The organism is Neobacillus sp. PVCKKU3 (genome assembly GCF_058323225.1).
Genome location: NZ_JBLVQN010000035.1, coordinates 34,757 through 57,248 on the forward strand (window position 1 = coordinate 34,757; position 22,492 = coordinate 57,248).

At 42.0% G+C, this 22,492-nt stretch carries 36 protein-coding genes; 34 read left to right on the plus strand and 2 right to left on the minus strand.

Features of this window, described 5'->3' with window-relative positions; translation table 11 throughout:
- Positions 1 to 15 precede the first annotated feature (15 nt).
- The 34 genes from rplD to ACNQGS_RS21150 all read left to right on the plus strand — a co-directional run bounded on the left by rplD (position 16) and on the right by ACNQGS_RS21150 (position 20,574).
- Positions 16 to 639 carry a 50S ribosomal protein L4 gene (gene rplD / locus ACNQGS_RS20985; RefSeq protein WP_213148270.1) on the plus strand — a complete coding sequence of 208 codons (624 nt, stop codon included), beginning with the start codon at positions 16 to 18 and terminating at the stop codon, positions 637 to 639.
- Positions 639 to 923 (plus strand): 50S ribosomal protein L23, encoded by a 285-nt coding sequence (gene rplW, locus ACNQGS_RS20990; protein WP_277398412.1) that lies wholly within the window; start codon positions 639 to 641, stop codon positions 921 to 923. Before rplD ends, rplW begins: the two co-directional genes overlap by 1 nt.
- A 27-nt stretch (positions 924 to 950) precedes the next feature.
- Positions 951 to 1,781, plus strand: coding sequence for a 50S ribosomal protein L2 (gene rplB / locus ACNQGS_RS20995; protein ID WP_423800334.1), 831 nt, complete (start codon positions 951 to 953; stop codon positions 1,779 to 1,781).
- A 60-nt stretch (positions 1,782 to 1,841) separates the two neighbouring features.
- Positions 1,842 to 2,120: a 30S ribosomal protein S19 gene (gene rpsS / locus ACNQGS_RS21000; protein WP_213121080.1), complete on the plus strand. Its 279-nt coding sequence runs from the start codon at positions 1,842 to 1,844 to the stop codon at positions 2,118 to 2,120.
- A gap of 17 nt (positions 2,121 to 2,137) precedes the next feature.
- Entirely contained in the window at positions 2,138 to 2,479 is a 342-nt protein-coding gene (gene rplV / locus ACNQGS_RS21005; protein WP_213121079.1) for a 50S ribosomal protein L22, read from the plus strand.
- A 3-nt stretch (positions 2,480 to 2,482) separates the two neighbouring features.
- A complete protein-coding gene (rpsC, locus tag ACNQGS_RS21010) occupies positions 2,483 to 3,139 on the plus strand; it encodes a 30S ribosomal protein S3 (RefSeq protein ID WP_213148268.1) in 657 nt (218 codons plus the stop codon).
- Positions 3,140 to 3,141: 2 nt separating this feature from the next.
- The gene (rplP, locus tag ACNQGS_RS21015; protein ID WP_491489058.1) at positions 3,142 to 3,576 is read left to right on the plus strand and encodes a 50S ribosomal protein L16; all 435 of its coding nucleotides are present in this window, start codon (positions 3,142 to 3,144) and stop codon (positions 3,574 to 3,576) included.
- Complete coding sequence (gene rpmC, locus ACNQGS_RS21020; RefSeq protein ID WP_491489059.1) at positions 3,566 to 3,766, plus strand: 50S ribosomal protein L29; 201 nt, start codon at positions 3,566 to 3,568, stop codon at positions 3,764 to 3,766. Before rplP ends, rpmC begins: the two co-directional genes overlap by 11 nt.
- Positions 3,767 to 3,790: 24 nt before the next feature.
- Positions 3,791 to 4,054, plus strand: a complete 264-nt coding sequence (rpsQ, locus tag ACNQGS_RS21025; protein ID WP_066321295.1) for a 30S ribosomal protein S17 — start codon at positions 3,791 to 3,793, stop codon at positions 4,052 to 4,054.
- A 38-nt stretch (positions 4,055 to 4,092) separates the two neighbouring features.
- On the plus strand, positions 4,093 to 4,461 hold the full coding sequence (gene rplN, locus ACNQGS_RS21030; RefSeq protein WP_038538479.1) for a 50S ribosomal protein L14: 369 nt from the start codon (positions 4,093 to 4,095) through the stop codon (positions 4,459 to 4,461).
- 37 nt (positions 4,462 to 4,498) lie between these two features.
- A complete protein-coding gene (gene rplX / locus ACNQGS_RS21035; protein WP_213121075.1) occupies positions 4,499 to 4,807 on the plus strand; it encodes a 50S ribosomal protein L24 in 309 nt (102 codons plus the stop codon).
- 26 nt (positions 4,808 to 4,833) lie between these two features.
- Positions 4,834 to 5,373 carry a 50S ribosomal protein L5 gene (gene rplE, locus ACNQGS_RS21040; RefSeq protein WP_213148266.1) on the plus strand — a complete coding sequence of 180 codons (540 nt, stop codon included), beginning with the start codon at positions 4,834 to 4,836 and terminating at the stop codon, positions 5,371 to 5,373.
- 23 nt (positions 5,374 to 5,396) lie between these two features.
- Positions 5,397 to 5,582, plus strand: a complete 186-nt coding sequence (gene rpsN, locus ACNQGS_RS21045) for a 30S ribosomal protein S14 (protein WP_009499044.1) — start codon at positions 5,397 to 5,399, stop codon at positions 5,580 to 5,582.
- 31 nt (positions 5,583 to 5,613) lie between these two features.
- Positions 5,614 to 6,012: a 30S ribosomal protein S8 gene (gene rpsH, locus ACNQGS_RS21050; protein ID WP_213121073.1), complete on the plus strand. Its 399-nt coding sequence runs from the start codon at positions 5,614 to 5,616 to the stop codon at positions 6,010 to 6,012.
- Between the two features lie 31 nt (positions 6,013 to 6,043).
- A complete protein-coding gene (rplF, locus tag ACNQGS_RS21055) occupies positions 6,044 to 6,580 on the plus strand; it encodes a 50S ribosomal protein L6 (RefSeq protein WP_213148265.1) in 537 nt (178 codons plus the stop codon).
- 32 nt (positions 6,581 to 6,612) lie between these two features.
- Positions 6,613 to 6,975, plus strand: a complete 363-nt coding sequence (gene rplR / locus ACNQGS_RS21060; RefSeq protein ID WP_491489060.1) for a 50S ribosomal protein L18 — start codon at positions 6,613 to 6,615, stop codon at positions 6,973 to 6,975.
- Between the two features lie 23 nt (positions 6,976 to 6,998).
- The gene (gene rpsE / locus ACNQGS_RS21065; RefSeq protein WP_213121070.1) at positions 6,999 to 7,499 is read left to right on the plus strand and encodes a 30S ribosomal protein S5; all 501 of its coding nucleotides are present in this window, start codon (positions 6,999 to 7,001) and stop codon (positions 7,497 to 7,499) included.
- 13 nt (positions 7,500 to 7,512) lie between these two features.
- Positions 7,513 to 7,695 (plus strand): 50S ribosomal protein L30, encoded by a 183-nt coding sequence (gene rpmD / locus ACNQGS_RS21070; protein WP_213148263.1) that lies wholly within the window; start codon positions 7,513 to 7,515, stop codon positions 7,693 to 7,695.
- 32 nt (positions 7,696 to 7,727) lie between these two features.
- Entirely contained in the window at positions 7,728 to 8,168 is a 441-nt protein-coding gene (rplO, locus tag ACNQGS_RS21075) for a 50S ribosomal protein L15 (protein ID WP_213148262.1), read from the plus strand.
- The gene (gene secY, locus ACNQGS_RS21080) at positions 8,168 to 9,463 is read left to right on the plus strand and encodes a preprotein translocase subunit SecY (RefSeq protein WP_213148261.1); all 1,296 of its coding nucleotides are present in this window, start codon (positions 8,168 to 8,170) and stop codon (positions 9,461 to 9,463) included. Before rplO ends, secY begins: the two co-directional genes overlap by 1 nt.
- Positions 9,464 to 9,530: 67 nt before the next feature.
- Entirely contained in the window at positions 9,531 to 10,181 is a 651-nt protein-coding gene (locus ACNQGS_RS21085) for an adenylate kinase (protein WP_491489061.1), read from the plus strand.
- 282 nt (positions 10,182 to 10,463) lie between these two features.
- On the plus strand, positions 10,464 to 10,682 hold the full coding sequence (gene infA / locus ACNQGS_RS21090; protein WP_007085268.1) for a translation initiation factor IF-1: 219 nt from the start codon (positions 10,464 to 10,466) through the stop codon (positions 10,680 to 10,682).
- Positions 10,683 to 10,717: 35 nt separating this feature from the next.
- Positions 10,718 to 10,831 carry a 50S ribosomal protein L36 gene (rpmJ, locus tag ACNQGS_RS21095; protein ID WP_000868344.1) on the plus strand — a complete coding sequence of 38 codons (114 nt, stop codon included), beginning with the start codon at positions 10,718 to 10,720 and terminating at the stop codon, positions 10,829 to 10,831.
- Positions 10,832 to 10,852: 21 nt separating this feature from the next.
- A complete protein-coding gene (rpsM, locus tag ACNQGS_RS21100) occupies positions 10,853 to 11,218 on the plus strand; it encodes a 30S ribosomal protein S13 (protein ID WP_213121065.1) in 366 nt (121 codons plus the stop codon).
- A gap of 22 nt (positions 11,219 to 11,240) precedes the next feature.
- Positions 11,241 to 11,630, plus strand: coding sequence for a 30S ribosomal protein S11 (gene rpsK / locus ACNQGS_RS21105; protein WP_046524788.1), 390 nt, complete (start codon positions 11,241 to 11,243; stop codon positions 11,628 to 11,630).
- A gap of 173 nt (positions 11,631 to 11,803) precedes the next feature.
- Positions 11,804 to 12,748 (plus strand): DNA-directed RNA polymerase subunit alpha, encoded by a 945-nt coding sequence (locus ACNQGS_RS21110; RefSeq protein WP_491489062.1) that lies wholly within the window; start codon positions 11,804 to 11,806, stop codon positions 12,746 to 12,748.
- 41 nt (positions 12,749 to 12,789) lie between these two features.
- Positions 12,790 to 13,152 (plus strand): 50S ribosomal protein L17, encoded by a 363-nt coding sequence (rplQ, locus tag ACNQGS_RS21115; protein WP_491489063.1) that lies wholly within the window; start codon positions 12,790 to 12,792, stop codon positions 13,150 to 13,152.
- A 354-nt stretch (positions 13,153 to 13,506) separates the two neighbouring features.
- Positions 13,507 to 14,346: an energy-coupling factor ABC transporter ATP-binding protein gene (locus ACNQGS_RS21120; protein WP_491489064.1), complete on the plus strand. Its 840-nt coding sequence runs from the start codon at positions 13,507 to 13,509 to the stop codon at positions 14,344 to 14,346.
- A complete protein-coding gene (locus ACNQGS_RS21125) occupies positions 14,322 to 15,191 on the plus strand; it encodes an energy-coupling factor ABC transporter ATP-binding protein (RefSeq protein WP_491489065.1) in 870 nt (289 codons plus the stop codon). Before ACNQGS_RS21120 ends, ACNQGS_RS21125 begins: the two co-directional genes overlap by 25 nt.
- Positions 15,188 to 15,985 (plus strand): energy-coupling factor transporter transmembrane component T family protein, encoded by a 798-nt coding sequence (locus ACNQGS_RS21130; RefSeq protein ID WP_491489066.1) that lies wholly within the window; start codon positions 15,188 to 15,190, stop codon positions 15,983 to 15,985. The genes ACNQGS_RS21125 and ACNQGS_RS21130 overlap by 4 nt, the downstream gene beginning before the upstream one ends.
- Positions 15,986 to 15,998: 13 nt before the next feature.
- Positions 15,999 to 16,736 carry a tRNA pseudouridine(38-40) synthase TruA gene (gene truA / locus ACNQGS_RS21135; protein WP_491489067.1) on the plus strand — a complete coding sequence of 246 codons (738 nt, stop codon included), beginning with the start codon at positions 15,999 to 16,001 and terminating at the stop codon, positions 16,734 to 16,736.
- A 699-nt stretch (positions 16,737 to 17,435) separates the two neighbouring features.
- Positions 17,436 to 17,873: a 50S ribosomal protein L13 gene (rplM, locus tag ACNQGS_RS21140; protein WP_213148253.1), complete on the plus strand. Its 438-nt coding sequence runs from the start codon at positions 17,436 to 17,438 to the stop codon at positions 17,871 to 17,873.
- Between the two features lie 19 nt (positions 17,874 to 17,892).
- Complete coding sequence (gene rpsI / locus ACNQGS_RS21145; protein WP_127484434.1) at positions 17,893 to 18,285, plus strand: 30S ribosomal protein S9; 393 nt, start codon at positions 17,893 to 17,895, stop codon at positions 18,283 to 18,285.
- Between the two features lie 183 nt (positions 18,286 to 18,468).
- Positions 18,469 to 20,574, plus strand: a complete 2,106-nt coding sequence (locus tag ACNQGS_RS21150; protein WP_491489069.1) for a glycoside hydrolase family 3 protein — start codon at positions 18,469 to 18,471, stop codon at positions 20,572 to 20,574.
- Between the two features lie 118 nt (positions 20,575 to 20,692).
- Here ACNQGS_RS21150 and ACNQGS_RS21155 read toward each other — a convergent pair whose 3' ends face one another.
- Both ACNQGS_RS21155 and ACNQGS_RS21160 read right to left on the minus strand, forming a co-directional pair.
- Positions 20,693 to 21,334, minus strand: a complete 642-nt coding sequence (locus ACNQGS_RS21155) for a response regulator (RefSeq protein ID WP_378588639.1) — start codon at positions 21,332 to 21,334, stop codon at positions 20,693 to 20,695.
- A 13-nt stretch (positions 21,335 to 21,347) separates the two neighbouring features.
- On the minus strand, positions 21,348 to 22,466 hold the full coding sequence (locus tag ACNQGS_RS21160; RefSeq protein ID WP_491489070.1) for a GAF domain-containing sensor histidine kinase: 1,119 nt from the start codon (positions 22,464 to 22,466) through the stop codon (positions 21,348 to 21,350).
- Positions 22,467 to 22,492: the final 26 nt, after the last annotated feature.

The window sequence follows — 22,492 nt, forward strand, 5'->3', positions numbered from 1 at the left end:
AGGAGGAACATAGGAATGCCGAAAGTAGCATTATTTAACCAAAACGGTTCACAAGTTGGTGAAATCGAGTTAAACGAATCCGTATTTGGTATTGAACCTAACCAACACGTATTATTTGAAGCGATCATTATGCAAAGAGCTTCTTTACGTCAGGGAACTCATAAAGTTAAAAATCGTTCTGAAGTAGCCGGCGGTGGTCGTAAACCATGGCGCCAAAAGGGAACAGGTCGTGCTCGTCAAGGGTCAATCCGTTCTCCACAATGGCGCGGAGGTGGTACTGTATTTGGTCCACAACCACGCAGCTATAGCTATAAATTACCGAAAAAGGTTCGTCGTTTAGCAATCAAATCTGCACTATCATCTAAAGTTCTAGAAGAAAAAGTGTTAGTACTTGAAAGCTTAGCGTTCGATGCTCCAAAAACAAAAGACTTCAAAGCTGTTTTAAATGGTCTTTCTGTTGAGAAAAAGGCGTTAATCGTTACAGCTGACCTTGATGAAAACGTAGCATTATCTGCTCGCAACATTCCTGGTGTAACAGTTGTAACTGCTGATGGAATCAACGTATTAGACGTTGTAAATCATGATAAATTAATCATGACTAAAGCAGCGGTTGAAAAAGTAGAGGAGGTGCTTGCATAATGGATGCACGCGATATCATTAAGCGCCCCGTTATCACTGAACGTACTACTGACCTAATGGCTGAAAAGAAATATACTTTTGAAGTGGATGTTAAGGCTAATAAAACCCAAGTTAAAGATGCTGTCGAAGAAATCTTTGGCGTAGAAGTTGATAAAGTCAACATCATGAACTACAAAGGTAAGTTCAAGCGTATGGGTAAATTTGGCGGTTATACAAACAAACGCCGCAAGGCAATCGTTAAACTAACAGCTGACAGCAAAGAAATCGAATTCTTTGAAAGCTAAAATCTAATATAAGAGGAGGGAAATAAAATGGCGATTAAAAAGTACAAACCTACCTCTAACGGACGTCGTGGGATGACTGTTTCTGATTTCGCTGAAATCACAACAAGTACTCCAGAAAAATCACTCTTAGCTCCATTAAAGAGCAAAGGCGGCCGTAACAACCAAGGTAAGTTAACTGTTCGTCATCAAGGTGGCGGCCATAAGCGTCAATATCGTTTAATCGACTTTAAACGTAACAAAGATGGCATTCCTGGACGCGTTGCCACTATCGAATACGATCCAAACCGTTCTGCAAACATTGCACTAATCAACTATGCTGATGGTGAAAAGCGTTATATCTTAGCTCCAAAAAATCTTGAAGTAGGCATGGAAGTAATGTCTGGCCCTGAGGCAGATATTAAAGTAGGTAACTCACTTCCATTAGCAAACATTCCAGTTGGTACAGTAGTACACAACATCGAATTAAAACCAGGTAAAGGCGGCCAGTTAGTTCGTTCTGCTGGAACAAGCGCTCAAGTACTTGGTAAAGAAGGTAAATACGTACTTGTACGTTTAACTTCTGGTGAAACTCGCATGATTCTTTCTGAATGCCGTGCATCTATCGGTCAAGTAGGAAACGAACAGCACGAACTTATTAAAATCGGTAAAGCTGGTCGTTCTCGCTGGTTAGGCGTACGTCCAACTGTCCGCGGATCTGTTATGAACCCTAACGATCACCCACACGGTGGTGGTGAAGGACGTTCACCAATCGGACGTAAGTCTCCAATGTCTCCTTGGGGCAAACCGACTCTTGGTTACAAAACTCGTAAGAAGAAAAACAAATCCGACAAACTTATTATTCGTCGTCGTAAAAAATAACGTGATTGAACTACGGTTCAAAGACAGAGCCGTAGACCACTCACGAAGGGAGGTTCATTCATGGGTCGCAGCTTAAAAAAAGGACCATTCGTTGATGATCATTTAATGGTTAAAGTTGAAAAGTTAAATGAATCCGATAAGAAACAAGTGATTAAGACTTGGTCTCGTCGTTCTACGATTTTCCCACAATTTATCGGTCATACGATCGCCGTTTATGATGGCCGTAAACATGTGCCTGTGTATGTTACTGAAGACATGGTAGGACATAAGCTTGGAGAATTCGCTCCAACACGTGCTTACAAAGGTCATGGTAACGATGATAAGAAAACAAGACGTTAAGAGAGGAGGGCATCCCAATGCAAGCTAAAGCTGTTGCAAGAACAGTCCGAATTGCTCCTCGTAAAGTCCGCTTAGTCGTCGATTTAATTCGAGGAAAGCAAGTTGGTGAAGCGGTGGCGATTTTAAATCTGACTCCGAAGGCTGCTTCTCCAGTTGTTGAAAAAGTTTTAAAATCCGCTATGGCAAATGCTGAGCACAATTATGAAATGGACGTAAATAACTTGGTTGTATCCCAAGCATTTGTTGACGAAGGTCCAACCTTAAAACGTTTCCGTCCACGCGCTATGGGCCGTGCAAGCCAGATCAACAAGCGCACAAGCCACATTACAATCGTTTTATCAGAGAAGAAGGAGGGATAAGCTGTGGGTCAAAAAGTAAATCCAGTCGGTTTGCGTATCGGAATCATCCGTGATTGGGAATCTAAATGGTACGCAGGTAAAGACTTTGCTGATCTTTTACACGAAGACATTAAGGTTCGTGAATACATTACGAAGCGCTTAAAAGATGCTTCTGTGTCTAAAGTTGAAATCGAACGTGCTGCGAACCGCGTTAACGTTACAATCCATACAGCGAAGCCTGGTATGGTAATCGGTAAAGGCGGTACTGAAGTGGAATCACTTCGTAAAGCATTAAACCAGTTAACTGGCAAACGCGTTCATATCAACATTCTTGAAATCAAGAAGGCTGATGTTGATGCGAAGTTAGTTGCTGAAAACATTGCTCGTCAATTAGAAAACCGCGTATCTTTCCGCCGCGCACAAAAGCAAGTAATTCAACGTGCTATGCGTGCTGGTGCAAAAGGTATTAAAACAATGGTATCCGGTCGTCTTGGCGGCGCTGATATCGCTCGTTCAGAACATTACAGCGAAGGAACTGTTCCACTTCATACACTTCGCGCTGATATCGACTACGCTACAGCAGAAGCCGATACTACCTACGGTAAACTTGGTGTAAAAGTATGGATCTATCGTGGAGAGATCCTTCCTACTAAGAAGAAAACTGGGGAAGGAGGCAAATAATCATGTTATTGCCAAAACGCGTAAAATTCCGCCGTCAACATCGTGGTAACATGCGTGGAAACGCAAAAGGCGGTACTGAAGTATCATTCGGTGAATTCGGTTTGCAATCATTGGAGGCATCCTGGGTTACTAACCGTCAAATCGAAGCTGCTCGTCGTGCGATGACTCGTTACATGAAACGTGGCGGTAAAGTTTGGATTAAGATTTTTCCTCACAAGCCATTTACTGCAAAGCCTCTAGAAGTACGGATGGGTTCCGGTAAAGGTTCACCTGAAGGCTGGGTGGCAGTAGTTAAGCCTGGAAGAATCATGTTCGAAATTGCCGGCGTTTCTGAGGAAACTGCTCGTGAAGCTCTTCGTCTTGCAGCACACAAACTTCCTGTAAAGTGCAAGTTTGTAAAACGTGAAGAAATTGGTGGTGAATCAAATGAAAGCTAATGATATTCGTGACCTTACCACTGCTGAAATTGAACAAAAAGTAAAATCGTTAAAAGAAGAGCTTTTCAACCTTCGCTTTCAATTGGCGACTGGACAACTTGAAAATACAGCTCGTATCCGTGAAGTACGCAAATCGCTCGCTCGCATGAAAACTGTGATTCGCGAGAGAGAAATCAGCGTTAATAAGTAAAATCCGAGAGGAGGTTCACGAGTGATGAGTGAACGTAACCAGCGCAAGGTTTACACTGGACGCGTTGTTTCTGACAAAATGGATAAGACTGTAACTGTTCTTGTCGAAACATACAAAAAGCATCCCCTTTACGGTAAACGCGTAAAGTACTCTAAAAAGTACAAAGCTCATGATGAGCAAAATCAAGCAAAAGTTGGCGACATCGTACGTATTATGGAAACTCGCCCGCTTTCAGCTACAAAACGCTTCCGTTTAGTTGAAGTAGTAGAAAAAGCAGTTATTATTTAATTGTTCGGAGATAGTTTTTCCGAAGGGAGGTTACACACATGATTCAACAAGAATCACGTTTGAAAGTTGCTGACAACTCTGGTGCACGTGAAGTGCTTACCATTAAAGTTCTTGGTGGTTCTGGCCGCAAAACGGCTAACATCGGCGATATTATCGTTTGTACAGTGAAACAAGCAACACCTGGTGGCGTTGTTAAAAAAGGTGATGTTGTTAAAGCTGTTGTTGTACGTACAAAGAGCGGTGTCCGCCGTCCTGACGGTTCCTACATCCGTTTTGATGAAAATGCATGTGTAATTGTGAAAGAAGATAAGAGCCCACGTGGAACTCGTATCTTTGGACCAGTTGCCCGCGAACTTCGCGACAATAACTTTATGAAGATTGTTTCTCTAGCTCCAGAAGTACTATAATTATAAATTCCAATTGCCTTTAAGGAGGTGCTTACGGATGCATGTAAAAAAAGGTGATAAGGTCAGAGTCATCTCTGGTAAGGATAAAGGCAAGACAGGTACAATCCTGGCTGCTTATCCTAAAGAAAGCCGTGTTCTTGTAGAAGGCGTGAACATCGTGAAAAAACACGCTAAACCTTCACAAGCAAACCCACAGGGCGGTATTATCAGCTTCGAGGCTCCAATTCATGTATCAAATGTAATGCCTATCGATCCTAAAACAGGTAACCCTACACGTGTAGGTTACAAATCGGTAGATGGCAAGAAAGTCCGAGTAGCAAAATCCGGTGAATTATTAGATAAATAGTCTAAAGAAGAAGGGAGGTACACTCTATGAACCGCCTAAAAGAAAAGTATTTAAAAGAAATCACGCCTGCTCTTATGAGCAAGTTCAACTATAAATCCATTATGCAAGTACCTAAGATTGAAAAAATCGTTATTAACATGGGTGTTGGTGACGCAGTTCAAAATGCTAAAGCTCTTGATAATGCAGTTGAAGAATTAGCAATGATCACTGGTCAGAAGCCTTTAGTAACCCGTGCGAAAAAATCTATCGCTGGTTTCCGTCTTCGTGAGGGAATGCCAATTGGTGCAAAAGTCACTCTTCGCGGTGAGCGTATGTATCAATTCCTTGATAAGTTAGTTTCTGTTTCTTTACCACGTGTACGTGACTTCCGTGGTGTTTCTAAAAAAGCATTTGATGGTCGCGGCAACTACACATTGGGTATTAAAGAACAGCTAATTTTCCCTGAGATTGATTACGATAAGGTAAGCAAGGTTCGTGGTATGGATATCGTTATCGTAACAACTGCAAATTCTGATGAAGAGTCTCGTGAATTGTTAACTCAAGTCGGAATGCCGTTCCAAAAGTAATCGCTAAATAAGGAGGCGAAAACGTGGCTAAGAAGTCAATGATTGCGAAACAAAAGCGCACGCCTAAATACAAAGTACAAGAGTACACACGCTGCGAACGCTGTGGTCGTCCACACTCTGTATATCGTAAATTTAAGCTTTGCCGTATTTGTTTCCGTGAATTAGCATACAAAGGACAAATTCCTGGTGTTAAAAAAGCTAGCTGGTAAAACTAGAGTTTGTGGAAGGAGGTAAAAAACAATGGTCATGACAGATCCAATTGCTGATTTGCTCACTCGCATTCGTAATGCGAATATGGTGCGTCACGAGAAATTAGAAGTACCTGCTTCTAATATCAAAAAAGAAATTGCTGAAATTCTAAAGCGTGAAGGTTTCATCCGTGACGTGGAATATATCGAAGATAATAAACAAGGTATCATTCGTATCTTCTTAAAATACGGTGCAAATAACGAACGTGTTATTACTGGATTGAAGCGTATAAGCAAGCCTGGTCTTCGCGTTTATGCAAAATCTAACGAAGTGCCGCGTGTTTTAAATGGACTTGGTATTGCGCTAGTTTCTACTTCAACAGGCGTGATCACTGATAAGGAAGCTCGTGCTAAACAAATCGGCGGAGAAGTTTTAGCATACGTTTGGTAAGAGATTTTTTGAATGAATGGAGGTGCACTAAATGTCTCGCGTAGGAAAAAAACCTATTGAAATCCCAGCAGGTGTAACAGTTGCTGTGAACAACAACACTGTTACTGTTAAAGGACCAAAAGGCGAGCTTTCTCGTTCTTTTAATCCAGAAATTACAATTAACGTTGAAGAGAATGTTGTAACCATCTCTCGTCCATCAGATGTGAAAGAACACCGCGCATTGCACGGTACAACTCGTGCGGTACTCGCAAATATGGTCGAAGGTGTTTCTAAAGGCTTCGAAAAGAGATTAGAGTTGATCGGGGTTGGTTACCGTGCCCAAAAGCAAGGTACCAAGCTTGTACTAAACGTTGGATACTCTCATCCAGTTGAAATCGAACCTGAAACAGGCCTTGAAATTGAAGTTCCTGCAAATACAAAAATTACTGTAAGAGGTACTGACAAAGAACGTGTTGGTGCATTAGCAGCAAATATCCGTCAAGTTCGTCCTCCAGAGCCGTATAAAGGTAAAGGAATCCGTTACGAAGGCGAATTTGTTCGTCGCAAAGAAGGTAAAACAGGTAAGTAATGCCGCATAAGTAAACGAAAGGAGTGACGTAAATGATTACGAAGCAAGATAAAAACGCTACTCGCCGTAAAAGACACGCTCGTGTTCGTGCGAAGCTTAGCGGTACCTCTGCTCGTCCACGTCTAAACGTGTTTCGTTCTAACCAGCATATTTATGCACAGGTAATCGATGACACTAATGGAGTTACTTTAGCAAGTGCTTCTACATTAGATAAAGAACTTAACCTTGAGTCAACTAGCAATTTGGAAGCTGCACAAAAGGTTGGAGAATTAGTCGCTAAACGTGCGGTGGAAAAAGGAGTCTCTGCAGTTGTATTTGACCGTGGAGGATACCTTTACCATGGACGTATTCAAGCATTAGCTGATGCTGCCCGCGAAAATGGCTTACAATTTTAATAGACAAAGGAGGGACAAATTAGATGCGTCGCATTGATCCAAACAAACTTGAACTTGAAGAACGCGTAGTTACAGTTAACCGTGTTGCGAAGGTTGTTAAAGGTGGACGTCGCTTCCGTTTCTCTGCACTTGTCGTAGTGGGAGATAAAAACGGCCATGTCGGTTTCGGTACCGGTAAAGCGCAGGAAGTACCTGATGCAATCCGCAAAGCAATCGAAGATGCAAAGAAAAACCTAGTAGAAGTGCCAATGGTTGGAACAACTGTTCCTCACCAAGTAATTGGACGTTTTGGTGCTGGTGAAATACTTCTAAAGCCTGCCTCTGAAGGTACTGGAGTAATCGCCGGCGGTCCTGTTCGTGCAGTACTAGAATTAGCAGGTGTTCAGGATATCCTATCTAAATCATTAGGTACTAACACTCCAATTAACATGGTACGTGCTACTGTAGAAGGATTAAAACAACTTAAACGTGCTGAAGACGTAGCAAAATTACGTGGTAAATCAGTAGAAGAACTGTTAGGATAAGGAGGGAAATCAAATGGCGAATAAACTTTTAGTTACCCTCAGCCGCAGCGTAATCGGTCGTTCACAAGACCAACGCGAAACAGTTAAAGCGCTAGGTTTACGTAAATTAAATCAAACAGTTGAGCATCAAGATAACGCTGCTATTCGCGGTATGATTACTAAAGTTGCTCACCTTGTAACAGTAAAAGAACAATAATTCATTGTTTTCTTTCATAAGGAGGTGCCAATATGAAACTTCATGAATTAAAGCCTACCGAAGGTTCTCGTCATGAGCGTAAGCGTTTAGGCCGTGGTATCGGCTCTGGTCAAGGTAAGACTGCGGGTAAAGGTCATAAAGGACAAAATGCTCGTTCAGGCGGCGGTGTCCGTATCGGTTTTGAAGGTGGTCAAACACCATTATTCCGTCGTTTACCAAAACGCGGTTTCACCAATTTCAACCGTAAAGAATACGCCGTAGTAAATCTTGATGCATTGAACCGCTTTGAAGAAGGTACAGAAGTTACTCCAGAACTTCTTATCGAATCAGGTGTGGTAAGTAACGAAAAAGCAGGAATCAAGATTCTTGCTAAAGGGAACGTTGAGAAAAAGCTTACAGTTAAAGCTCATAAATTCTCCTCTGCTGCTAAGGAAGCGATCGAAGCTGCCGGTGGAACTACTGAGGTGATCTAATGTTCCAGACAATCTCCAATTTTATGCGCGTGGGTGATATACGTCGAAAGATCATATTCACCCTTTTAATGTTAGTCGTATTTCGAATCGGCACTTTCATTCCAGTTCCGAATGTAAATGCTGAAGCGCTAGCTGCACAAGATAAGCTAAGTGTTTTCGGTGTTTTAAATACATTCGGCGGAGGCGCATTAAAGCAATTCTCTATTTTTGCAATGGGGATTATGCCTTACATCACTGCTTCAATTATAATTCAGCTCCTGCAGATGGACGTTGTTCCAAAGTTTACGGAGTGGTCAAAGCAAGGTGAAGCGGGGCGTCGGAAGCTTGCCCAATTCACTCGATATTTTACCGTCGTGCTTGGGTTTATCCAAGCATTAGGTATGTCATACGGCTTTAACAATTTGTCCCAAGGACAATTGATTGAAAACCCTGGAATTGGAACGTATTTATTAATTGCCGTTGTGCTGACTGCCGGTACATCGTTCTTAATGTGGTTAGGGGAGCAAGTTACTGCTAAAGGTGTTGGAAATGGTATTTCTATCATCATCTTTGCAGGTATTGTTGCCGGAATCCCAAATGTTTTAAATCAAATGTATGTTCAGCAGTTTGAAAATGCAGGCGAGCAATTATTCTTACGTATCGTGACTGTTGTTCTAATTGCAGTAGCTATTATTGCTATTGTAGTGGGTGTAATCTTCATCCAACAGGCAACTCGGAAAATTCCAATTCAATATGCGAAACGGATGGCAGTAGGACGTAATCCTGTGGGCGGCCAGTCTACCCATATGCCATTAAAAGTAAATGCAGCTGGAGTAATCCCTGTAATCTTTGCCGTTTCGTTTATTGTTACGCCAAGAACGATTGCATCCTTCTTCCCAACGAATGATGTAACGCTCTGGATTATGAAAGTGTTTGATTATTCTCATCCAATCGGGATGACACTTTATGCAGCGTTAATTATCGCGTTTACTTATTTTTATGCCTTTATTCAAGTTAACCCTGAACAAGCAGCGGAAAACTTACAAAAGCAGAGCGGCTATATCCCTGGAATTCGTCCTGGTAAGAGCACGCAGGAATATTTAACACGCGTCCTATATCGGTTAACTTTTATCGGCGCCATTTTCCTTGCTATTATTGCAGTACTTCCAGTTTTATTTATTAAAATTGCGAATCTGCCACAATCGGCACAAATTGGCGGAACAAGCTTGCTGATCGTCGTCGGTGTTGCACTTGAAACGTATAAGCAGCTTGAAGCACAATTAGTTAAACGTCACTATAAAGGATTTATCAAATAAAAAGGGTTTTGCGGGACCCTTTAATGGGCCCCAATAAACCTCACATATAGCACGAGGGGGAATATGTGTGAATTTAGTATTAATGGGGCTACCTGGTGCAGGTAAGGGCACTCAGGCTGAAAAAATTGTTGAACAATACCGCATCCCTCATATCTCAACTGGAGATATGTTCCGTGCAGCAATGAAGGAAGGAACTGAACTGGGTTTAAAAGCTAAATCCTTCATGGACAAAGGCGAGCTTGTTCCTGATGAAGTAACAATCGGCATCGTTCGTGAACGGTTAGGTAAAGAAGACTGTCAAAATGGCTTTTTACTTGATGGCTTTCCTAGAACAGTACCTCAAGCAGATGCATTAGAAAACTTACTAGTAGATTTAAATAAAAAAATCGACTACGTAATCAATATAAATGTTGATAAAAGCATTTTAATGGAGCGTTTGACTGGACGTCGTATCTGTAAGGAATGTGGATCAACCTATCATCTAGTATTCAATCCTCCTGCAAAAGAGGGTGTATGCGATCGTTGCGGCGGTGAGCTGTATCAGAGAGCGGATGATAACGCTGAAACAGTTCAAAATAGATTAGATGTCAATATCAAACAACAAGAACCATTATTATCTTTTTATGAAGAGAAAGGGTACTTGCGTACTCTTGATGGTCAGCAGGATATTAACAAAGTATTTGCTGATATTGAAGAACTTTTGCGGGGTCTTCGTTAATGCTCATCATTCCCAATTGGCACGTGACTCTCGCTTTTCTCTCATAGAATTCAATTGTATGTGCAAGTAACTGGCTTTTCTATTGTACTGGGTATGCAGAACCGAGAGTTGGGCAAGAATGACTGAAGAAATTATTCTTCTTTTATGCAGAAATTACTTGCGGACAAAGACACAACAATATGTTAAAATTGTAGGGTTGCTAACTGCGTACGAACGAGAAGACTCGCTTTACATTACTAGTCTTACGAACGATAATTCTTTAAAGAGAAGGGGGACGAGACTGTGGCCAAAGATGATGTAATTGAAATTGAAGGTAAAGTCATTGAAACTTTGCCAAATGCAATGTTTAAGGTAGAATTGGAAAATGGTCATACTGTGCTGGCTCACGTTTCCGGGAAAATCCGCATGCACTTTATCAGGATCTTGCCAGGTGACAAAGTGACTGTTGAGCTTTCTCCATATGACTTAACGCGCGGTAGAATTACGTACCGTTTCAAATAATTGTTTGCACTCCGAAACTCAAGGAGGTTAGGATAATGAAAGTAAGACCATCTGTTAAACCGATCTGCGAAAAGTGCAAAGTTATCCGCAGACGCGGCAAAGTAATGGTTATCTGTGAAAACCCTAAACATAAACAAAAACAAGGTTAATCGACAAGGAGGTGCACATATATGGCACGTATTGCTGGTGTAGATATTCCACGTGAAAAACGTGTAGTTATCTCTTTAACTTACATTTATGGTATTGGCAAAAAAACTGCACAAAAAATCTTAGCAGAAGCTGCTGTTTCTGAAGATACTCGTGTACGTGATTTAACTGAAGATGAATTAAACAAAATCCGTGATATCGTTGACAAGCTAAAGGTTGAAGGTGACCTTCGCCGTGAAATTTCACTTAACATTAAACGTTTAATGGAAATTGGCTGCTACCGCGGATTGCGTCATCGTCGCGGCTTACCGGTTCGTGGACAAAATACGAAAAACAACGCCCGTACACGCAAAGGTCCTCGTAAGACTGTTGCGAACAAGAAGAAGTAATCGGCAAAGGAGGTTAAATTAAATGGCTCGTAAAACTAATACACGTAAGCGTCGTGTTAAAAAGAATATTGAAGCTGGGGTAGCTCATATCCGCTCAACATTTAACAATACGATCGTAACCATCACTGATGTTCATGGAAATGCAATTTCTTGGTCTAGTGCAGGTGCGCTTGGATTTAAAGGTTCTCGTAAATCTACTCCATTCGCAGCGCAAATGGCAGCTGAAACTGCAGCTAAGACATCAATGGAACATGGTATGAAAACTTTAGAGGTAACAGTTAAAGGCCCTGGTGCAGGTCGTGAAGCAGCTATTCGTGCTCTTCAAGCTGCTGGTCTTGAAGTTACGGCAATTAAAGACGTTACTCCTGTTCCACATAACGGATGCCGTCCGCCAAAACGCCGTCGTGTGTAATTTTTCTGTATAGAATTTATATCATCTGTCTATAATGGGATATGATATGAATTTATTGATTTTTATACAGAAATTTCATTCCAGTTGTTGTGCACAAAACGGGAACGTATACATGGGGGAATTTCGATTAGAACTCTAATCGAGGTTTCGACGTTTTGAAGGAGGGTTATTGGATGATCGAAATAGAAAAACCAAAAATCGAAACGGTTGAGATCAGCGAAAATGCCAAATACGGCAAATTCGTCGTAGAGCCACTTGAGCGTGGATATGGTACCACTTTGGGTAACTCCTTACGTCGTATCCTATTATCTTCACTCCCAGGTGCCGCTGTTACTTCGATTCAGGTCGATGGGGTACTTCATGAGTTCTCAACAATTGAAGGCGTCGTAGAGGATGTAACATCCATCATTTTAAACATTAAAAAATTAGCTTTAAAAATCTATTCTGATGAAGAAAAGACACTTGAAATTGATGTTCAAGGTGAAGGACCTGTTACGGCTGGTAACATTACCCATGACAGTGATGTGGAGATTTTAAATCCAGACCTTCATATTGCAACATTATCTGCAAATGGACATCTTCATATGCGTTTGACTGCTAAACGCGGACGCGGATATACGCCTGCTGACCAGAACAAAAGAGAGGATCAGCCAATCGGTGTCATTCCAATTGATTCCATTTACACTCCTGTATCTCGTGTTTCCTATCAGGTAGAAAACACCCGTGTAGGTCAATTATCAAACTTTGACAAGCTAACGCTTGATGTTTGGACAGATGGAAGCACTGGGCCAAAAGAAGCGATTGCTCTTGGTTCGAAAATTTTGACTGAGCATTTAAACATCTTTGTTGGTCTTACTGATGAAGCACAAAATGCTGAAATCATGATTGAAAAAGAAGAAGATCAGAAAGAAAAAGTTCTTGAAATGACCATTGAAGAACTCGATCTATCCGTTCGTTCTTATAACTGCTTAAAGCGTGCAGGCATCAACACTGTTCAGGAATTAGCGAATAAGACTGAAGAAGATATGATGAAGGTACGTAACTTAGGCCGCAAATCACTTGAAGAAGTGAAGGCAAAACTAGAAGAGCTTGGATTAGGCTTACGTAAAGATGACTAGTCTAAATCCGTTTAACGACTTCAAAAAGGAGGGAACCCTTCATGGCATACAGAAAGTTAGGACGCACAAGCGCACAGCGTAAAGCTATGCTTCGTGATTTAACAACTGATTTAATCATCAACGAGCGCATTGAAACAACAGAAACTCGCGCGAAAGAACTTCGCTCAACTGTTGAGAAAATGATCACTCTTGGCAAACGCGGTGACCTACATGCCCGTCGTCAAGCTGCTGCATACGTTCGTAACGAAGTAGCAAATGCTGAAACAGGTGCAGATGCATTACAAAAGCTTTTCACTGACATTGCTCCACGTTACCAAGAGCGCCAAGGCGGCTATACTCGCATTATGAAACTTGGACCACGCCGCGGTGATGGTGCACCAATGGTTATTATCGAGTTAGTTTAATATTTTCTAACAGACAACAAGGGTATTGGACAGTTTAAGAACAAACTTGTTCTGTGCCCTTTTTCTGTAAAAACAAGTATATATGTACGAACCAAGCCAAAAAGAGCGTTACGATGAGCGTGACTCCACTAGCTGGAGCGAAATAAGCAAGCTCCATTTGCTTCCGGAAAGATAACTTTTGGTAATCTTTTTTGCGACTCGTCTAGCTCATGCACCTCCTCCTATTTCCTAATTGGAAATGCTTTGTAAAGGCAGTTGAAAATCGTTCCTGCCTGGGGATGAGGTGCAGGCTTTTTTTGTATATATGGGCTTTTTTATAATAAAAGAGCAGAGTTGAGGCGAGGGGGGAGCAGGATGAAAAAGTCAATCGTCAGCTTGAAGGAAGTTTCGTTTCAATATGATGATCAGGAACGGTATGCTTTAAATAATGTTACATTTGATATTTTTGAAGGTGAGTGGCTGGCGATCGTCGGTCATAATGGTTCCGGTAAATCTACGATGGCTAAGCTTCTTAATGGGCTGCAGTTTCCTAAGTCCGGTGAAATAACCGTCTGCGGTTTACCTTTGAATGAAGAGACAATCTGGGATATCCGAAAACAACTTGGAATGGTCTTTCAAAATCCAGATAATCAATTCGTCGGAACCACAGTCCAAGATGATGTGGCTTTTGGTTTAGAAAATATGGGGGTACCACGGAATGAAATGGTTCATCGTGTTGAGGATGCCTTGAAAAAGGTGAAGATGGATCAATTTCTATATCAAGAGCCCCACCATCTCTCGGGCGGTCAAAAGCAGCGTGTCGCGATAGCAGGTGTTCTGGCGTTACGACCCGCAATCATTATTTTAGACGAAGCAACATCAATGCTTGACCCTAGAGGAAGAGAAGAGGTTTTAGCAACGGTTAGAGATTTAAAGGCAGAAAAACAGTTGACGGTTATTTCCATTACGCATGATTTAGATGAAGCGGCGAAAGCAGACCGAATTATTGTGATGAATAAAGGAGAGGTTTACCGGGAGGGTACTCCCGAAGAAATCTTCTCACTTGATGAGGAATTAATTGAACTGGGGCTGGATATTCCATTCTCAGTGAAAATGACAAAGGCATTCCGTCAAATGGGTCTTACGTTTACAAAGAATTATTTATCGGAAGAAGAGTTGGTGACAGAGTTATGGACATCTCGCTTAAATCTGTAGAGTACCGTTATCAAGCTAATACCCCATTTGAAAGACTTGCTATTTCCGATGTTTCGATTGATATTCCATCAGGAACCTATCTCGCTTTAATCGGCCATACCGGCTCAGGTAAATCCACTGTTTTGCAGCATTTAAATGCTCTTTTGCAGCCGACAGAGGGAACAGTGCTAATTGGCAGCCAGGAAATAAAGGCTCATCAAAAAAATAAAAATTTAAAGTCAGTCCGGCAAAAGGTCGGAATTGTATTCCAATTCCCTGAACATCAATTATTTGAGGAAACAGTGGAAAAGGATATTATTTTTGGCCCGATGAATTTTGGCGTTTCCGAGTCAGAGGCAAAAAAGCGGGCACGAGTTGCCTTAAAACAGGTAGGACTCGGTGAAGAAATCTTAGAAAAATCACCATTCGATCTCTCTGGCGGACAAATGCGGCGGGTTGCGATTGCTGGGGTATTGGCAATGGGTCCTGATGTCATCGTTTTGGACGAGCCTACTGCTGGTCTGGATCCGCGCGGACGAAAAGAGATTATGGATATGTTTTATTCGCTTCATAAGGAGAGGGGCCTCTCAACTATTCTTGTCACTCACAGCATGGAGGACGCGGCAAGGTATGCTGACCAAATCGTCATCATGCAGCAGGGCCGGGTCGCCAAAAAGGGCACTCCAGAAGAGATTTTCTCAGAGACTGCCGAATTAATTCAAATGGGACTAGATGTACCTGAGGTGGTCCGTTTTCAGCTGAAGCTTGAGGAAAAATTAGGCAGTAAGCTGGATAAAATCTACCTTTCCATTGAAGAGCTATCGGCTGCCATTTCAGAACGTTTGAAGAGAGGTGTCCGCTCATGATGGAAAAAATGATTTTTGGACGCTATGTACCGGCTGATTCTCTTATTCATAAAATGGACCCTCGTTCCAAACTAATTATTATTTTCTTGTTTGTTTGTGTCATCTTTTTGGCAAACAATGGTCTTACTTATGCACTTATTGGTATATATACTTTTTTAATGCTGGGTTTATCTAAAATTCCTATTCGGTTTTTATATGGCGGTTTGAAGCCGATCATATGGCTTGTCCTGTTTACCTTTATTCTGCAATTGTTTTTTACTAAAGGAGGCAGTCTTATTTTTCACTGGGGGCCCGTGAAGATCTACGAGGAAGGCCTCAAGATGGGAATTTTTATTTCTTTGCGATTTTTCTTTTTGATTTTAATGACCTCCTTGTTGACATTAACGACGACTCCGATTGAGATAACGGATGGATTAGAAACATTATTAAATCCTTTAAAGAAAATCCGCTTTCCTGTTCATGAAATGGCACTAATGATGTCGATTTCATTACGGTTTATTCCAACTCTTATGCAGGAAACTGACAAAATTATGAAAGCACAAATTGCCCGCGGTGTGGAATTTGCGAGTGGTCCTCTAAAAGAGCGGATTAAGGCTGTTATTCCGCTTCTCATTCCGCTGTTTGTCAGTTCCTTTAAGCGTGCCGAGGAGCTGGCGGTCGCCATGGAAGCAAGGGGTTACCGCGGCGGAGAAGGCCGGACGAAATACCGCCAGTTAAGCTGGGCTGCGGCAGATACCGTACAAATCGTTCTTCTTGCAGTATTAACGATTTTGTTGGTCCTATTACGTTCATAATGGAGATAGGCTGATGCAGAGGTATAAAGCAATTATTTCATATGACGGCACCGGGTTTCTTGGTTATCAGGTCCAGCCAAAAGGGCGGACGGTGCAGGCAGAGCTTGAAGCAGCCCTGGCGAAAATTCATAAAGGCATCCCTGTGAAAGTTACTGCTTCCGGCCGTACGGATGCGGGGGTCCATGCCAGGGGGCAGGTGATTCATTTTGATTCACCGCTGGCAATTCCCGAAGATCGCTGGGTAGTTGCCCTTAATTCTTTACTTCCAGAGGATTTGGCCGTTTTATTTGTTGAAAAGGCTGATAATGCGTTTCATGCACGTTTTGATGCTGCGGGAAAGGAATACCGTTATCAATTGCAATTATCTGGTTTTAGGGACCCCTTTCAGCGGAATTATGTGTACCGCTATCCCTATGCTTTGAACTTGGAGGCAATGCGGGAGGCAAGCAGGTATCTGCTTGGAACCCATGACTTTACCAGCTTTTGCGCCGCTAAGACGGAGGTTCAGGACAAGGTAAGGACAATTAAGGAGATCGACTTTTTATTAGATGGCAATCTATTGACTATCCGCTTTGTCGGCAATGGTTTTTTATACAACATGGTGCGGATTCTTGTGGGGACTTTATTGGCGGTCGGATCTGGTGACCTGTCACCTGAAGAAATTCCTTCCATTTTGGAAAAGAAGGACCGGTCTGCTGCTGGAAAAACTGCTCCAGCACGTGGGTTATACCTTTGGGAAGTGCAATATTAGGGGGGTTCCCTACAAAGTTGAAAAAAGTAGTCACTTTTTAAAAAAGAGGGCTATTTTGACCGAGAAAGAGCTAAAAGGGTTCCAACCGTAAATATAGATATATTATTTTGCCCGAGAAGGAGCTAAAAGGGTTCCAACGGTAAATATAGGCATCTTATTTTGCCCGAGAAGGAGCTAAAAGGGTTCCAACCGTAAATATAGATATATTATTTTGCCCGAGAAGGAGCTAAAAGGGCTCCAACGGTAAATATAGGTATCTTATTTTGCCCGAGGAGGAGCTAAAAGGGTTCCAACGGTAAATATAGGCATCTTATTTTGCCCAAGAAGGAGCTAAGAGCGTTCCTATGGTAAAAATAGAGGCATTATTTTGCCTAAGGGGACTCCGATAGCGGCACTTCGGTAAGAATAGGAAATCAGATGGCTCGAAGATTTACATCTCTTAAATTACTTTTATAAAACAACCCATCCTGGTGTAACATCTTCTTGACAATTTTACCTTAAGTATTTATTATATTATATGTGTGTGTTTTTAATCCCACGATAAAGCCCCGGAAAGTCTTCATCGTGATTGAAAATATAGCTTTTGAAAATGACTGCACAAAGTGGCGTTTCCTGTTCATTCCCGGAACAGAATTGAATGGAAATAGCCAGTGAAGGTGCGAAAATATTATTTTTACGATTTAATTAGGAGGGAAACTCATGCGTACAACGTTTATGGCAAATGCCAACAATATCGAGCGCAAATGGTACGTAGTTGATGCTGAGGGCAAAACTCTTGGACGTCTTGCTTCTGAAGTAGCATCTATCCTACGTGGTAAACATAAGCCAACTTATACACCACATGTTGACACTGGTGATCATGTCATCATTCTTAATGCTTCTAAGATTGAATTAACTGGTAACAAAATAAACGACAAAATCTACTACCGTCACACAAATCACCCAGGCGGTTTAAAGCAGAGAACTGCTCTTGAAATGCGTACGAACTATGCTGAGAAAATGCTTGAGCAAGCTGTAAAAGGCATGCTTCCAAAGAATTCTCTTGGCCGTCAAATGTTCAAAAAATTACACGTTTATGCTGGTGCAGAACATAAACACCAAGCACAACAACCTGAAGTTTACGAACTTCGCGGTTAATTAAGAGGAGGGAATTAACTTGGCACAAGTTCAATATATCGGTACTGGCCGTCGTAAGAGCTCAGTTGCTCGTGTACGCTTAGTTCCAGGCACAGGTAAAATTGTTATTAACGATCGTGACATCGACACTTATATCCCATTCGAAGCTTTACGTGTTGTTGTAAGACAACCATTAGTAGCTACTGAAACTGTTGGCAGCTACGATGTTCTTGTAAACGTAAGCGGCGGCGGCTACACTGGTCAAGCTGGCGCAATCCGCCACGGTATTGCTCGCGCATTACTTCAAGCTGACCCAGAATACCGTCCAACATTAAAGCGCGCTGGTCTATTAACTCGTGATGCACGTATGAAAGAGCGTAAGAAATACGGTCTTAAAGGTGCTCGTCGTGCGCCTCAGTTCTCAAAGCGTTAATCTTTTGCAAACGTTCAAAGACTCTCAACTCTATTGGTTGGGGGTCTTTTTGCATTTAGTATAAATGTTTAAAATTTTTTTTCTGCTCCTTCATCTAAATTTCAAAATTGGGAAGCATAAGAAGCGTCCCCGTGCTTCAAATTAGTATATAATTAGAGTGAATTAGTTTAGGAGGTAAACAAATTGGAGCATAAGCAGCCGAAGTTGGAAGTTAGGGTAAAGAAACTGATTGAAGTTGATGGATTAAAATTTAAGGATTTGAATAATAGTGGGAAATTAGAGCCTTATAAGGATTGGCGTTTGAGCCCGAAAGAACGTGCCGAGAATCTTGTTTCATTGATGAATCTCGATGAAAAGGTCGGGATGATGTTAATCAATACCCGTCAGATGGGTCTTACGCAAAAGGATAAAAGCAAGACAAGTCATGATGGTGTGTTAGATGAGGGGATTGTGGAAAAGGGCGAAACGATTTTTGCCTTGGCCAAGGTATACGGTACAACTCATACAATTGAAAATATGCATTTGCGCCACTTCATCCTACGGGACAATTGGAGTCCAGCTCAAATGGCAGAATGGGTCAATACCATGAATGAAGTATGCGAGGGAACACGTCTTGGTATTCCTTGCTTAATAGCATCTAATTCAAGAAATGAAAATACTGAATTTATCTTTGGTATGAATGATGCAGCTGGGATTTTTTCCACATGGCCGGGGACTTTAGGGCTTGCAGCAGCCGCTAAAGGAGAGATGAAAAATGGCGGTGATGCCTCGTTAATCAGCCAATTTGCCGAAATAGCCCGTACTGAATGGGATGCTGTTGGGATAAGGAAAGGTTATATGTATATGGCTGATACTGTCACAGACCCTAGATGGCAGAGGATATATGGCACTTTTGGTGAAGACCCAGAATTTATTTCTGATGTCATCGGTCGTGTCATTGACGGATTCCAAGGGGAAGAATTAGGCAGTCATAGTATTGCAATGACAACTAAGCATTTTCCTGGAGGCGGAGCAAGGGAAAATGGATTTGATCCACATTATGAAGAGGGAAAATGGAATCTATACCCAACTCCAGGAAGCTTAGAAAAGTATCACCTGCCGCCGTTCCAAGCAGCAGTAGAACATGGCAGCTCATCCTTTATGCCATATTACTCGATTCCTAGCATCAAAAAAAGTGCCGTTCAAAAATTCCAAGGTGAAGATATCCCATTCGAAGAGGTTGGCTTTACCTTTAATCAGTATTTTTTACAACACATTCTTAGAGGATTACTTGGATTCAAAGGCTATATCAACAGCGACAGCGGCGTCACCAATAAAATGAGCTGGGGCGTTGAAGATAAGACTGAGGCAGAACGTTTTGCAAAAGCCGTCAATGCGGGAACGGATCTGGTTTCCGATACAAATGATGTTGAAAATCTAAAATTAGCAATCCAAAATGGATGGATTAGTGAAGACCGTATTGATGAAGCAAACATAAGGCTACTTACCGAAATGTTTGCGTTAGGGTTATTCGATGATCGTACATACGTGTCACCGGAAAATGCCGCTGCAGTGATAAGTAATCAAGCAAATTGGGACGCTGCATATGAAGCTCATAAAAAATCAGTAACTGTTTTGAAAAATTCAAATCAGACATTGCCTTTAACTGGTGCGAAGAAAGTTTATGTGGAAGTTTTCCATAAGGAACCCGAACGCGCAGCTTCTTATACGGAAAAGGCTAGGAAGGAATGCCAGGAGCTTGGCTTGTTTAGCTTGACTGATAACTATGAAGAAGCGGAAACTGCGATTTTATTTTTACATCCAAAATCCGGTGCTTATTTTAACGCTACACCAGGGTTGTTAGAGCTGGAAATTTGCGAGAATAAACCCGAAAAGGCATTGGATGGAACTGATTACGAAGAAACGACTTTAAGCAACATGGCTCATCTAAAGGAAGTTGCCGACAGTGTTCATGTTCGCGGAGGCAAAGTCATTATAAGTGTTAATTTCATTTTGCCGTGGATCCTTGGAAATGTTGAACCGCTTGCAGATGCCCTGATTGCTGGATACGATACGTACTATAATGCACAGTTTGAGGTAATGGCAGGTAATTTCAAACCAATTGGCGTATTGCCGTTGACATTGCCAGCAAGTGAGGAAGTTATTGCAGTGGATGAAAATGGAGACTGTGTATCAAGAAACGATGTGCCAGGCTTTGACAAGGACAAATATATGCCTGAAGGGCTTAAATATGCCTATGAAGATCGCGATGGTAACGTCTATAAACTTGGTCATGGACTAACATATTAATAACATTCAGTAGCAGGCTAAAAAAGCCTCAGTTCGAAACGTCTTAAAAGGCTCTCAGTTTAATTGTCTGGAGCCTTTTTTGCATAATAAAACGAATGTGGTCACTCCACATTCGTCCTTAGTCTACTAAGTGATTCCTGACCGCATATAAAGCAGCCTGTGTCCGGTCGGCGAGTTCGAGCTTTGCAAGCAGGTTTGAAACATGTGTTTTGACTGTCTTTTCGGTAATAAAAAGAGCACCGGCAATTTCTTTATTGCTTTTTCCTTTGGCAATTTCTTTTAACACATCAAGCTCTCTTTTTGTTAATTCCTCGATTAAATCCCGTTCAGGTTTATTTTTAGAGGACAAATTAGCCAATAAATGCGAAGTCGCTTTTGGATGAAGCTGGTTTTCTCCGCTCATGATTCTTTTAATGGACGTTACTAATTCATCTGGCTGAATGTCCTTTAATTGGAACCCTGATGCACCTGCTTCCAAAGCGGGAATCACATGGTCCTGGTCGGAAAAGCTAGTCAGCATCATAATTTTGATTTCTGGCTGTTCCTTTTTAATGATAGTAGTTGCCTGGATTCCGTCCATTTCCGGCATCACCAAATCCATTAAAATAAGATCCGGCTTCAATGATTTAGCCAGTTCAACCGCTTCTTCTCCGTTTGCTGCTTCCCCAATCACATCAAGGTCGTTTTGCGTCCGCAGGAAAAAGGCCAATCCCCGTCTAACAACATGATGGTCGTCTGCTATTAGTATCCGTATACTCACTGAATTCTCCCCCCTACAACGGAATTTCAATTTGGATTTCCGTCCCGCTGTCCGTTTTGCTTTTTAAATGAAAGGTCCCATTTAACGCTTCTGCCCGCGTTTTCATACTTTTTAACCCCAATGAGGGGATTTCTAGGCTTTCATCATAATGGAAGCCGCAGCCGGAATCCTTTATGACCAAAAGAACTTTATCGCTGGACATTTGGAAAAATAATTGAACAGCCGTTGTCTGGGAATGCTTTTTACAATTGGCCAGTGCCTCCTGCCCAATTCGCCACAATGCTTCTTCGACCTTACCGGGAATGTTGGCCGCACCCGCAACCTTTGTTTGAATTGACAACCCAAGCATTTCAGCATAGCTTCTCAAGGCGCTGACAATCCCATTTTCCAGTCCATGCGGTCTCAGCTGCCAAATCAATGCCCGCATTTCACCGAGTGCTTCCTGGGCCAAATCTTGAATGTAGCCGAACGTTTGCTTGATTTCATCTGTTTGGGCCATTTCGACGCCGCCCCTTGCGGTAAGACTGAGGGAAAATAACAGCTGGTTTACAGAATCGTGAAGATCCCTCGCCAGCCGATTCCTCTCAGCAACAAGCGCCGTTTCTTGTTCCCTCTGGGTTAATTTAATTCGTTTTAAGGCCGTTCCAATTTGATAGGCAACTGCTTCAAGCAGGGCAAGTTCATTTTTTTCGAAATGGGTTTTATATGGTGAGCCTACATTTAAGATGCCGAACCGTTCTGCTCCTGCCCTTAGTGGAACGGTTGCATGGTGGGTTAAACCGCAAGTTTCTCCAGCCTTTTCCTCGATGGCATCTTCAATTCGTTTGCATTCCATAATATTCGTAGCTTTGTTCAGCTGCCCGTTATTGTACTTATTTACACACCAGCACTTGCCCTGGCACATCCGCCGCTTTCCGTCGTGGGCTAAAGCAGGCGGGAGGGCTTCATCAGCTGCGAGCTGATGCATACCATTTTCGTCCATTAAGAATATCCAGCCAGTTTGCAAGCCCGTTACATGGAGGAGTTTTTTCAATACCCCGGACAATATATCCCTTATATCTGTTCCTTCGTTTAAAAGCTCAGCGATTTCCTTTAAAATGCTGATTTCTTCGTACCCAGCCGCAGCAGACATCGAATTCTCACCCCACTGATTTTTCC